The organism is Cognatundibacterium griseum, from assembly GCF_014284195.1.
GTDB lineage: Bacteria > Pseudomonadota > Gammaproteobacteria > Burkholderiales > Burkholderiaceae_D > Undibacterium > Undibacterium griseum.
The window spans coordinates 696,783-708,557 of sequence record NZ_JACOGC010000002.1 but is presented as its reverse complement, the minus strand read 5'-3'; the positions used below and the strand labels follow the sequence as shown (position 1 = coordinate 708,557).

Annotated in this window: 10 protein-coding genes and 1 tRNA gene; 7 read left to right on the top strand and 4 right to left on the bottom strand. The window is 51.1% G+C overall.

Annotation, left to right across the window (positions count from 1 at the left end; all coding sequences use genetic code 11):
- Window positions 1-32 precede the first annotated feature (32 nt).
- Window positions 33-1,145: an NADH:flavin oxidoreductase/NADH oxidase gene (locus tag H8K27_RS07620; protein WP_186862545.1), complete on the top strand. Its 1,113-nt coding sequence runs from the start codon at window positions 33-35 to the stop codon at window positions 1,143-1,145.
- A 92-nt stretch (window positions 1,146-1,237) separates the two neighbouring features.
- On the opposite strand, the gene H8K27_RS07615 is transcribed toward H8K27_RS07620, so the two are convergent.
- Window positions 1,238-2,161 carry an SPFH domain-containing protein gene (locus H8K27_RS07615; RefSeq protein WP_186862544.1) on the bottom strand — a complete coding sequence of 308 codons (924 nt, stop codon included), beginning with the start codon at window positions 2,159-2,161 and terminating at the stop codon, window positions 1,238-1,240.
- 63 nt (window positions 2,162-2,224) lie between these two features.
- On the bottom strand, window positions 2,225-2,686 hold the full coding sequence (locus H8K27_RS07610) for an NfeD family protein (protein WP_230419007.1): 462 nt from the start codon (window positions 2,684-2,686) through the stop codon (window positions 2,225-2,227).
- Window positions 2,687-3,106: 420 nt separating this feature from the next.
- Here H8K27_RS07610 and H8K27_RS07605 point away from each other — a divergent pair, with 420 nt between their 5' ends.
- Complete coding sequence (locus H8K27_RS07605; protein WP_230419005.1) at window positions 3,107-5,203, top strand: alkaline phosphatase family protein; 2,097 nt, start codon at window positions 3,107-3,109, stop codon at window positions 5,201-5,203.
- Window position 5,204: 1 nt separating this feature from the next.
- Window positions 5,205-5,849, top strand: coding sequence for a hypothetical protein (locus H8K27_RS07600; RefSeq protein ID WP_186862543.1), 645 nt, complete (start codon window positions 5,205-5,207; stop codon window positions 5,847-5,849).
- Between the two features lie 93 nt (window positions 5,850-5,942).
- Here H8K27_RS07600 and H8K27_RS07595 read toward each other — a convergent pair.
- Both H8K27_RS07595 and H8K27_RS07590 read right to left on the bottom strand, forming a co-directional pair.
- Window positions 5,943-6,019: transfer RNA gene (locus H8K27_RS07595), tRNA-Pro, on the bottom strand.
- 56 nt (window positions 6,020-6,075) lie between these two features.
- Window positions 6,076-7,023: a 2-hydroxyacid dehydrogenase gene (locus tag H8K27_RS07590; protein ID WP_186862542.1), complete on the bottom strand. Its 948-nt coding sequence runs from the start codon at window positions 7,021-7,023 to the stop codon at window positions 6,076-6,078.
- 173 nt (window positions 7,024-7,196) lie between these two features.
- Between H8K27_RS07590 and H8K27_RS07585 the strand changes: the two genes are divergently transcribed.
- The 4 genes from H8K27_RS07585 to prfB all read left to right on the top strand — a co-directional run bounded on the left by H8K27_RS07585 (window position 7,197) and on the right by prfB (window position 11,698).
- Window positions 7,197-7,652, top strand: a complete 456-nt coding sequence (locus tag H8K27_RS07585) for a ribonuclease HI family protein (protein ID WP_186862541.1) — start codon at window positions 7,197-7,199, stop codon at window positions 7,650-7,652.
- A gap of 134 nt (window positions 7,653-7,786) precedes the next feature.
- Entirely contained in the window at window positions 7,787-9,994 is a 2,208-nt protein-coding gene (locus tag H8K27_RS07580; RefSeq protein ID WP_222610631.1) for a YgiQ family radical SAM protein, read from the top strand.
- Window positions 9,995-10,159: 165 nt separating this feature from the next.
- Window positions 10,160-10,450, top strand: coding sequence for a hypothetical protein (locus H8K27_RS07575; protein WP_186862539.1), 291 nt, complete (start codon window positions 10,160-10,162; stop codon window positions 10,448-10,450).
- 143 nt (window positions 10,451-10,593) lie between these two features.
- A protein-coding gene (gene prfB / locus H8K27_RS07570) for a peptide chain release factor 2 (protein WP_186862538.1) occupies window positions 10,594-11,698 on the top strand; the annotation gives its coding sequence in 2 pieces (ribosomal slippage) (window positions 10,594-10,674 and window positions 10,676-11,698; 1,104 coding nt in all).
- The last annotated feature ends 77 nt before the right edge of the window (window positions 11,699-11,775 follow it).

The following is an 11,775-nucleotide window of genomic DNA, read 5'->3' as shown; positions in this document are numbered from 1 at the left end:
TAAGATTTTTTAATCAAAGAAAGATAGATCAGATGAGCACGCTGTTTTCTCCTATTGACCTTGGTTCATTGCACCTGAAAAACCGCATTATCATCGCCCCCATGTGCCAGTATTCAGCGCAGGATGGCCTTGTCAGTGACTGGCATACCATCCATCTCGGCAACCTGGCATTATCCGGTGCGGGTATGCTGATTATCGAAGCAACGGCGGTCGAGGCAATCGGGCGGATCTCCCCTTACGACGTCGGTCTGTGGTCCGATGCCACAGAGTCCGCATTGAAAAATATGCTGAGTGCGGTCAGGAAATACTCTTCTATGCCGATCGCTATTCAGCTTGCACATGCAGGACGCAAAGCATCCAGCCAGCGTCCCTGGGAAGGTGGACAGCTGATTCCTGTGGCTGAAGGTGGCTGGCATCCTGTAGCACCGTCAGCGATTCCCCATGGAGCCAATGAACCGGCTCCGGCGGCATTGGATCTCGCAGGTATGCAGAGAATCAAACAGGCTTTTGCCGATGCCGCGATTCGCGCCCATCGTCTCGGAATAGATGCCATCGAGATTCATAGTGCACATGGTTATTTGCTGCATCAGTTTTTGTCGCCGCTGTCGAATCAGCGCACTGACCAATATGGCGGCAGCCTTGAAAACCGTATGCGATTTCCACTGGAAGTGATCGATGCGGTAAAAGAGGTGTTACCAGCAGATTACCCGCTTGGTGTGAGAATTTCCGCCAGCGATTGGGTTGAGGGCGGTTGGGATATCCTGCAAAGCATCACCTACACTCAGGCACTGGAGCAAAGAGATTGTGCGTTTATTCATGTGTCCAGCGGCGGTTTATCAACACAACAGAAAATTCCACTGGAATCTGGCTATCAAGTTCATTTTGCCGAAGCGATCAAAAAAATTACCTCTATGCCAGTGATTGCCGTCGGTTTAATCACTGAAGCAGAACATGCCGAACGCATCTTAAATGATGGTCAGGCAGACCTGATCGGTATTGCACGCGGCATTCTTTACGACCCACATTGGCCCTGGCACGCTGCAGCAAAACTGGGCGGAACGGTGGATGCTCCGCCGCAATACTGGCGCTCGCAACCAAGAGAATTGAAAAATCTGTTTGGAGAAATCAGACAAGGCGGTCGCTGAAAACGCTTCGCGCTCCTCCGAAACTGCGCTGCGATTGTTACGTCTGAGGCGCAGTTCCGGACTCGATCGTTAATATTGGCAGAACGTTCAAGTTATGGGGCTGATTTCTGCGATTTCACTACCTGCATCGCAGTTGCGATCAGACCACTCATATCTCCAAGATTGGCCGGAACAATAATCGAGTTATTCGTCTTTGCAAGATTTCCAAAAGCACCGACATATTGCTCAGCCACTTTAAGATTCACGGCATCCTGTCCACCTGGTTCCTGAATAGCGGATGCTGTTTTCCGGATGGCTTCAGCACTGGCCTGTGCAATTGCCAGAATCGCGGCAGCCTGGCCTTCTGCCCGATTAATCGATGCCTGCTTCTCACCTTCTGATTTTGCAATAGCAGCTTCCCGCTCACCATTGGCAATATTAATCTGTTCTTGCTTGCGACCTTCTGATGCGGCGATCAATGCTCTTTTCTCACGCTCCGCCGTAATCTGCGCCTGCATTGCATGCAAAATTTCTTTTGGTGGCGTCAGGTCCTTGATCTCATAGCGCAGCACCTTTACCCCCCAGTTGGCCGCAGACTCATCAATCGCGCTGACAATGGTTGTGTTGATATGATCACGCTCTTCAAAGGTCTTATCAAGTTCCATTTTACCGATGACTGAACGCAGTGTGGTCTGGGCTAATTGAGTAATGGCAGCAATATAGTTGGACGACCCATATGAAGCGCGCATCGCATCGGTAATCTGGAAATACAAAATCCCATCCACCTGCAATTGCGTATTATCTTTGGTAATACAAACCTGAGGCGGCACATCCAATGGGATTTCCTTCAGTACATGCTTGTAAGCAATCCGGTCGATAAACGGAACAACGATGTTCAGACCCGGCCCCAATGTACTGTGATACTTCCCCAGACGCTCAACGACCCAGGCGTGCTGCTGGGGAACAACATTAATTGTTTTAACGACGAAAACAATCGCCAAAATAAAAATTACCAGGGCTACGCTACCTATTTCCATACATTCACCTTATTGTGATTGAAAAACTGACCGGCCAGAACTGAACAGAATAATCAAACTTTCCTATACAGGACGGACGATCAGACGACTGCCTTGAATTTCCTGAATAACATATTCTCCGGGATATCCGGTCACATGCTGCAACTCAACATCCCACATCGCACCACGGTACATCGCGCGGGATGTATACCGGCCTCCACTCTGCTCCTGCCATTCACTGACCGTCAGCGTCTGCCCGATATCCATATTGACGTTCGGATCGCGGGCAGCATCTTTATTACCTTTCCACCCATATTGGCTGTTATGCAAAGCTAATGTCGCAGCAGTTCCGACAAGGGCTGCAGTCAGCAGTTGGACAGAAGTTCCGGCTGACAAAAATGCGGCGACAGCGCCAGCCAATAAACCAAATGAAATCATCAGTAAATAAAATGTTCCCGAGAACAATTCCAGAATCACGACTGCCCCCGCTAACGTCGCCCATACCATCCAAGCATTCATCGGCTTCCTCCTTATGTTTTTTTGCATTGTGATCTAAATTACTACAAATTGCATCGGTAAAATAAATATAAATTTACCCACAAAAACATCTTCCAGCACTTTATGGGTAAAAAGTTTCGATGCTGACCGTCAATTCAATACTGATGTCGCCGGCTCAGAGGACACTCCCCCACAAACTGGTTTTATTGTTTGAATAGCTCAAAACGATTAGCCGTCAAAAATCAATGGGATCAGCATTGAAACCGGAAGAAAAATACGGTGAGAAGTCATGCCAGCGATGCTGATCAATTCTAGCCATTGCGGAATTGGTGAATTAGCGAGCAAAGGCATTTCTTATATACATACTGATACAACTTTCCCCGGGCAGGGTCATTCCGGTGTCATTTTCAATTTCTATAGTAAGCGCGCACGTGAGTTCCGCTAACTTTACTGAAAAGAGACACGAATATGCGCATTTCTCCCCTGTTCCTGAGCATGGCTGCCGCACTGGCGGTTCTGACCGCATGTGGCAGCTCAAGTAACCCTGTATCAACACCGGCTGCAGCGCCAGTCCAGCGCACCATCATTATGGTCTGGGATGGCTTACGTCCTGATTCTGTGAATCCGATCGATACACCAAATCTGTATGCACTGCGTCAGGCTGGCGTACATTTTGTCGACAACCACTCGACTTATCCGACCTTCACGATGATGAATGGTTCGTCGTTCGCCACCGGTTCATTCCCTAAGACCAGCGGATTTTATGGCAACACATTCTGGACTCCGCCACAAGCAGGTGCTGCCCAGCCTATTCCAGTCGGCAAGACTGCGTCAGGCGGCAATCAGGATTATGTCGCCCCGGTATTTACCGAAGATTACGCCGTGCTCACCACACTGAACGACTATTACGGCAGCCAATTGCTGCTGGTTAAGTCCCTGTTCAAAACTGCTCAGGATGCAGGTCTGAAAACCGCTACGATTGGTAAATCCGGTGCTGCGTTCATCCAGGATCTGGGACGCGGCGGAATCTTCCTTGACGAAAATGCGGTGTTGCCTGCTTCACTGGTAACCGACCTTCAGGCAGCCAATTTCGCACTGCCAAAGAATACAACTTACGCCTATCCATCCGGAACAGTCACTCTTGCTGCGACAAATGGCGATCCGACAGCCCGTGCAGGCGCGCTCACATTCGCATTGCCAAACGGCCTGATGGCGAGAGATGCAACTGATACCACACAAGGTAATCCTGAAGATGCTGCCAACAAATACATGATGAAGGTCTATACCGATTTCATCCTGCCGAAAAAATTGCCCGACCTGTCGCTGATCTGGTTCCGCACTCCGGACAATACCGAGCATGCCTACGGACCGGGTTCGGCAAACTACCGTAAGGCACTGGCTTCACAGGACGCACGTCTTGGTGAATTGCAGGCAGCGCTGAAGGCCAATAATATGGATACCAGCACCAACATCATCGTGGTTTCTGATCATGCGCACAGCAATGTTTCCGGACCGACCAGCATCTATCCACTGCGCGCCATCACAGCCAGCACCTCGGTAACCAATGGTGTCACCAACGCCTCTCTGGGTAATCGTGATGCCATCAATGGCTTCTCGGTATCTGGTGACGTGCGCACTGCAGATTTGCTGACCTATGCCGGTTTCAACGCATATGACGGTAATGGCTGCAGCACTTCCGCCATGTACGGGATTAAGGCAGATGGCAGCAACGTTCAGCCAGTCGGCGTAGATGCCGGCGGCACGCTGTGCGGTTCAGCCAATGCTAAGTACCAGGCGATCAGCTCCACCTTGCCAGCACCTGTTGCCAGTTTCAAGGTTCCTGCGACGCTGCCTGCCAAGGGTATCGTGATTGCGGCTAACGGTGGTTCTGACTATCTGTATGTACCTGATCACGATGCTGGCACGATTGCTTCCGTAGTACGCTTCCTGCAGTCACGCGAAGAATACGGTGCGATTTTCGTAGACAGCCGTTATGGCGTCATCCCTGGCACGCTGCCAATGTCCATGATCAATCTGGAAAATGCAGTCCGCTCTGGCAAGGGACAACCAGATATCGTAGTCAGTTTCAACTGGGATGCGCAACAACTGGTTAATGGTCTGCCAGGTACTGAATTTGAAAGTGCAGGCGGTAACCGTGGTATGCACGGCAGCTTCAGTCCGATCGACGTACACAATACGCTGATTGCCACCGGCCCTGCCTTCAAAACATCGACTGTGGTCAGCAACCCATCCGGTAACGTCGACGTGGCACCAACTGTTGCCTACATTCTGGGCCAGTCCATGCCACAAGCCGATGGTCGCGTACTGAACGAAGCACTCGTCAAGCCGGCCAGCAGCAACGCAGCCGTGGTTAAGGCTTCCGTCGTCAACCCAGCTGCACCGGCAACAGGCTTGCTGTTTAAAGTACCAAGCGACCTGACTGGTGCAACTGTCGACACAGCATTGAGCAATGGCAGCTACTCGATCAATCTGATGGTGAAAGACCTGACGGTAGATGGCAAGACCTATCGTTACTTCGATTACGCCCAGCCAGTACGGAATTAAGATGATCAATACCCGGGCTTTACTTCTGACCGGGATCATGGCGGCGGCCAGTACTCAGGCCGCCGACCTGGATTTCGATAAGACTTTCAACGCCAAAGGCGAAACCCGCCAGTTGAATTATCGCGCCACCTATGTGGTCGACGGCAAACAGCACCAGATAGAGATATGGCGTGATCGCGATCAGCGCCTGAAACGGCGGACCGATGACAAATTGGAGACGCATATTTTCAAGTCATCCAATCAGGCCGAGTGGCGAATGGTTGTGCTTGATTTGTCACGCAAAATACGTACTGACATTGATCGCACCAATTTGTATCGCATCGGCCACTTCACTGATTGGTTCAGCATGTCTCACGCACTGGCCCGGCCCACCGGGGCATATCAACTGACAACGCTGAAAACGGCACCCAACAATGACAAACCATTATCAGCTTGCCGCTGGTACGCATTGAGTCGCGATAATGTCACCAGCAACATCTGCTGGAGCACACAATGGCATTTGCCGCTTTTAATCACCGATGCCAAAGGCACGACTCAGTGGAATGTCACAGCCATTAATCCGCATGCCTTGCCTGCCACGGCTTTCGCTCTGGATGACGCCGGCTTTGTTCACAACGATGCCAACGCCGATATTCAGACTGACTAAGGTCTGATACGCAAGCAGACATCGTTGTGATGGTTGATGCTTTTTAAAACAAAAAGGACTTACAAATATAAATTTGTAAGTCCTTGATTTTATTGGTCGGGGCGAGAAGATTCGAACTTCCGACCCCTTGCACCCCATGCAAGTACGCTACCAGGCTGCGCTACGCCCCGACACTGAGCGAAAGATTATAGTGCATACAGGCCAATTTCGCCAGACTTACCAGCACTCAATATCCCTGCGCGACATTCACACTCTCAGGTATTGCTCCGGACTGCATGTAACTGCGCAGACGTGCTGCAACGATCGCAGAAGCGGTTTGCCGGTCTGTCGGTGCAGAGCAATGCGGCAATACAGTGACTCCCGGATGATGCCAATGCCAACTGTCTGCAGGTAATGGTTCATGCTCGAACACATCGAGCACTGCATGTTGTATATGATTGGAATCTAACATGGTGCGTAAATTTTCATCGTGCACAATCAGGCCACGACCAAAATTGATCAGCGAAGCACCCTGAGGCAGTTGTTGCAGTGTTTTACGATTCAGCAAGTGTCTGGTTTCTGCTGTTAATGGAAGCAGGCAAATCAGGATGTCGGTTCTGTTCAGCATGCGGATCAATCCCTCCTCACCATGAAAACAGGTAATGGCATCCAGCGCTTTAGGGTGACGGCTCCAAGCGCATACCTGAAAGCCAGCCAGCTGCAGACGCGTAGCAGCTGCTTTGCCCAATGCCCCCAATCCCAGCAGGCTGACGGTTTTACGTTGCGGCGGGATGTATGCATGGGGCAGCCACTGCCTCGCCTTTTGTTGGCGGGCGTAACGCGGCATGTCACGATGCAGGTACAGGGTCCATGCCAGCACAGCTTCCGCCATGGTATCGGCCAGCTGGGGATCGATCAGTCTGACGATTTTTAATTCAGTGTGCCCGAGATCCGTCAGCAGGCGCTCAACACCGGCCCATACGCTGTGCACCCAGACAAGTTTTGGTAATTGTTGTAAAACGGCAGGATCAGGATTGGCAACAATGGCAACCGTCACTGTCTGCTTTTCTTCAGGCGTTAATGCATCGACAGATGTAATCCTGAATTCAGGCATCTCGGCCTGCAGAGCAGAGCGCCACGCGTCAGTATGAGCGTAATCAGGTGCAACAATGAAAGGAATCACTGGGTTGTTCATTTTTTGATATCAAAGATTAAAAAATAATGTGTGCAACATCAATTTTTGGGTGACAAAAATAAAAAACGCACTATACCTGTTCTGCATCATCCGAAAAACCTCCGGTGTGCCTACGCGATTAAAATAGTGATATGAATTCAGAATTTTTCCGGGACCCTCATTTGATACACAATATGTCCGATACCCTGACCGATGGAGTGCAAACTGACTGGCTCGCATGGTTTGACGGTTCAGCCAAACCTAACCCGGGAGTCTGCAAGATTGCCTGCATCCTGCGCAGCTCAGATGGCGAGGAATTTCAGCACACCTCAACGATTGGACATGGCGACAGCAGCGATGCTGAGTATCAGGCACTGATCATGACATTGAAACTGCTACTGGACACCATTGATCCGCAAGCCACAAAATCCATCCTGATCAGAGGTGATAGCCAGGTGGTGATCTACGATGTTCTGAATAAAGATAATGGAAAATCGGCATTATTAACCCATTACCGCGAACAGGCACAGCATCTGATGCAGGCTTTACCCAATCTTGAACTGAAATGGATACCTCGCCACAAAAATTATGAGGCAGATCTGTTATTAAGAACCGCCACCCACGCGCAAGCAATTGATTATTCAGCATAATTTCAGTCACTCTGCGGCAGGATAAGCGGGTTTCCGGTACAATCGCGCCCATGAATCCTCAGCCTAAAAATTTATTTTCTTTCCCGCGTTACCGCCCGGATGTCGGTGGTGAGCGTACCGCGCCGTTTTTACCTATGTCCCTTGCAGAAATGGATGCCTTGGGCTGGGACAGTTGCGATGTAATCCTGATTACCGGAGATGCCTATATTGATCACCCCAGCTTCGGTATGGCGCTGATTGGCCGTCTGCTGGAGCATCACGGTTTCCGCGTCGGCATTATCAGCCAACCCGACTGGCATTCAGCCGACGCATTTCGGGTACTCGGCAAACCCAATCTGTATTTCGGCGTCACTGCCGGCAATATGGACTCGATGGTCAACAAGTACACTGCTGACCGTAAAATCCGCTCGGAAGATGCCTACACGGCAAACGGTGAAAAAGATAAACGGCCAGACCGGGCTTTGACCGTTTATGCGCAGCGCGCGCGCGAAGCTTTTCCGGAAGCCAATGTCGTCATCGGTAGTATTGAAGCCAGTTTGCGCCGTATTGCGCATTATGATTATTGGTCAGATAAAGTCCGTCGCTCGGTGCTGCCGGATTCCAAAGCAGACATTCTGTTATTTGGCAATGCCGAGCGTGCACTGATTGATCTGACTCACAGGCTCGCTGCGGGTGAGCCAATCAAAAATATCCGGAATCTGCGCGGTACCGCCTTCATGGTGCCACGAGGCTGGCTGCCGGACGCAGAATGGACAGAAATTCATTCCGTCAAAATCGATACGCCGGGCCGGATTGACACGCATACCGACCCGTATGCCATGGCTCCGGAAAAAGAAGCCAAATGCACCACCGACGCCGCACCTGCGATGGATGAAAAAGCAGACGTGGTGCAGCAACAGGCGATCCGCATTATGAGCCGCGAAGAACGTCAGCTGATGCTGAAAAACAAACAGCACAAGAGTGTCATACGACTCCCCTCTTTCGAGGAAGTCAAAGACAATCCTGTCATGTACGCCCATGCTTCACGCGTGTTCCACCTGGAGGCCAACCCCGGCAATGCCAAAGCGCTGGTGCAAACGCACGACAGCAGAGATGTCTGGCTGAACCCGCCACCCCTGCCGCTGGCAATGGATGAGATGGACGGCGTGTATGACCGCGCTTACGCGCGCGCACCGCATCCTTCGTATGGCAATGCACGTATCCCTGCCTGGGAAATGATTCGTTTCTCTATCAACATTATGCGCGGCTGCTTTGGCGGCTGCACTTTCTGTTCCATCACAGAACATGAGGGACGGATTATTCAGAGCCGCTCAGAACCATCCATCCTGCGTGAAATTGAAGACATCCGCGATAAAGTCAAAGGCTTTACCGGCACCATTTCTGATCTTGGCGGCCCCACAGCCAATATGTACCGTCTGGCATGCAAAGATAAAAAAATCGAAGAATCCTGCCGCCGGCTTTCCTGCGTTTATCCGACGATTTGCAACAATCTGGGTACCGACCACAGTAAGCTGATCTCCATATACCGCAAAGCACGCGCAATCCCGGGAATCAAAAAAATCCTGATCAGCTCGGGTCTGCGTTACGACCTCGCGGTGCGCTCGCCGGAATACGTGAAAGAACTGGTCACCCACCATGTCGGCGGTCTGTTGAAAATTGCTCCTGAGCATACCGAGCAAAATACGCTGTCGAAAATGATGAAACCCGGCATCGGCACCTATGATGAATTCAAGGCAATGTTTGACCGTTATTCGAAGGAGGCTGGCAAGGAACAGTACCTGATCCCCTACTTCATTGCGGCCCATCCCGGCACAACGGACGACGATATGGTCAACCTCGCATTGTGGCTGAAGGAAAAGGATTTCCGGCTGGATCAGGTACAGACCTTCATGCCGACACCAATGGCGCTGGCAACGACGATGTACCATTCCCGTAAAAACCCGCTGAAGAAAGTCACGGAAGATTCGGAAGCAGTGGAAACCGCCCGTTCCGGAAAAATCCGGAAATTTCATAAGGCACTGTTACGCTATCACGCACCGGAAAATTGGGAAATTCTGCATGAAGGCCTGCTCCGCATGGGGCGACGCGATCTCATTGGCAATGGTCCCCGGCATCTGATTCCATCACGCCAACCGGCTATCCCTGTTGCGCCAGGTGAAAGTGGCGTCATGAATGGTCGCCGGATTGCCGCACCAAAGGTCAACACGTATGGAAAAAAACCTCAGCCGGCCAGAAACGCTGCTGCCAGCAGCAAAACCAATTCGTCCGCCGTTTCAGCAACGGGACTGTCATACAAAGTCCCGAAAGCAAAATCAGCTTCAGCCAGAAGCCGTAGCCGCTGAATCATACCGGCTGAGCCAGGCAATTCCCCGCCCCGCAAAATCAAAAAGCTGTGTTTGCCACACAGCTTTTTGATCTCCGGTATCCGCACCGGATCAGCTACGGTAAAATGGATTAACCGCTCTAAAATTGGACTTGCATCTGTCATTCACATTTTCGGAGGACGTATGAAGCACATGAAGACTGTATTAATCCTTGAGCATACCGAGGAAGTTTTTGACAAGCTCACCTGCGATGTCTGTGGTGCGGAATCACACTGGGATGAAAACTGGGGTAAAAAAGAACATGAAAAAATTCTCACCACCATCTCAATGGAGGAAGAAGAATCCTTCCCCAACGGCGGTCAGTCACAGTTAATCCAATATCATATCTGCCCGGACTGCTTCAAAGCCCATCTGAGCAAATGGATGGAAAGCCATCGCGGCAACAAACCAACCGTCACCACCTCGGTCTGGTAATCAGGATTGCCTGCTATCAGCTTCACTTTTGGCAGATTACCCACTTATCCTGAGAATATCCGGGCAAAATACAGTGCAAACTGCCTTGCATAAAACCGATCGGGGTATAATGCAAGGTTTTACTGCATTTAAAATGACCCATTATGGAAGCCGAACGCCTCAATAGCCTGTCCTCCCTGCTCGCCGACCTGACCGTCCGCGAAGCCGAACTCCGGAGGTATCTTTGACTTCGATATCAAGTCAGAGAAACTCGAACAAGTTAACGCCGAATTAGAAGACCCATCGGTCTGGAACGATCCCAAGCGTGCGCAGGATCTGGGCAAGGAAAAAAAATCGCTGGAAGCCGTTGTCAACACACTGACTGAAGCCGAATCCGGTTTGCGCGATGCGAACGATCTGTTCGCGATGGCGAAAGAAGAAAACGATGACGATACGCTGGAATCCATCGAAACCGACGTGCAGCATTTGCGCGAACTGGTCGAAGGCATGGAATTCCGCCGCATGTTCAACAATCCAATGGACCCGAACAACTGCTTCATCGATATCCAGGCTGGCGCCGGCGGTACCGAAGCGCAGGATTGGGCGTCAATGCTGTTGCGACAATATCTGCGCTATTGCGAGCGTAAAGGCTTCAAGGTTGAAATTCTTGAGCAATCCGATGGCGACGTGGCCGGCATTAAAACAGCAACGCTGAAAGTCGAAGGCGACTATGCCTATGGTTTCCTGCGCACAGAAACGGGTGTTCACCGTCTGGTGCGCAAATCGCCTTTCGACTCCAACAATGGTCGCCACACCTCGTTTTCGAGCCTGTTTGTGTATCCGGAAGTCGATGAATCGTTTGAGATCGACATCAACCCGGCCGATGTGCGAACCGATACTTATCGTGCCTCCGGTGCCGGTGGTCAGCACATCAATAAAACCGACTCCGCGGTTCGCTTGACGCATGGTCCCTCCGGCATTGTCGTCCAATGTCAGAACGACCGCAGTCAGCATCGCAACCGCGCTGAAGCGTGGGAAATGCTGAAAGCGAAACTGTTTGAACTCGAACTGCGCAAACGCATGAACGAAAAGCAGAACCTGGAAGACTCCAAAACCGACGTCGGCTGGGGTCATCAGATCCGTTCCTATGTGCTTGATCAGTCGCGCATCAAGGATTTGCGTACCGGTTTCGAAACAGGAAATACCAAGGCCGTACTCGATGGCGATCTGGATGAGTTCATCGCAGCCTCGCTGAAGCAAGGCGTTTAAGCGAAACGAGCGCGACAAGCACATACAGCGACGCAACCTCTTATATCTGAAGTTGCGTCGCACACATCCAACAGGCG

Excerpts from the sequence above, each read along its gene's own strand:
- H8K27_RS07620 (WP_186862545.1), top strand. The coding sequence starts at position 33 with ATGAGCACGCTGTTTTCTCCTATTGACCTTGGTTCATTGCACCTGAAA.
- H8K27_RS07615 (WP_186862544.1), bottom strand. The coding sequence starts at position 2,161 with ATGGAAATAGGTAGCGTAGCCCTGGTAATTTTTATTTTGGCGATTGTT.
- H8K27_RS07610 (WP_230419007.1), bottom strand. The coding sequence starts at position 2,686 with ATGCAAAAAAACATAAGGAGGAAGCCGATGAATGCTTGGATGGTATGG.
- H8K27_RS07605 (WP_230419005.1), top strand. The coding sequence starts at position 3,107 with ATGCGCATTTCTCCCCTGTTCCTGAGCATGGCTGCCGCACTGGCGGTT.
- H8K27_RS07600 (WP_186862543.1), top strand. The coding sequence starts at position 5,205 with ATGATCAATACCCGGGCTTTACTTCTGACCGGGATCATGGCGGCGGCC.
- H8K27_RS07590 (WP_186862542.1), bottom strand. The coding sequence starts at position 7,023 with ATGAACAACCCAGTGATTCCTTTCATTGTTGCACCTGATTACGCTCAT.
- H8K27_RS07585 (WP_186862541.1), top strand. The coding sequence starts at position 7,197 with ATGTCCGATACCCTGACCGATGGAGTGCAAACTGACTGGCTCGCATGG.
- H8K27_RS07580 (WP_222610631.1), top strand. The coding sequence starts at position 7,787 with ATGTCCCTTGCAGAAATGGATGCCTTGGGCTGGGACAGTTGCGATGTA.
- H8K27_RS07575 (WP_186862539.1), top strand. The coding sequence starts at position 10,160 with ATGAAGCACATGAAGACTGTATTAATCCTTGAGCATACCGAGGAAGTT.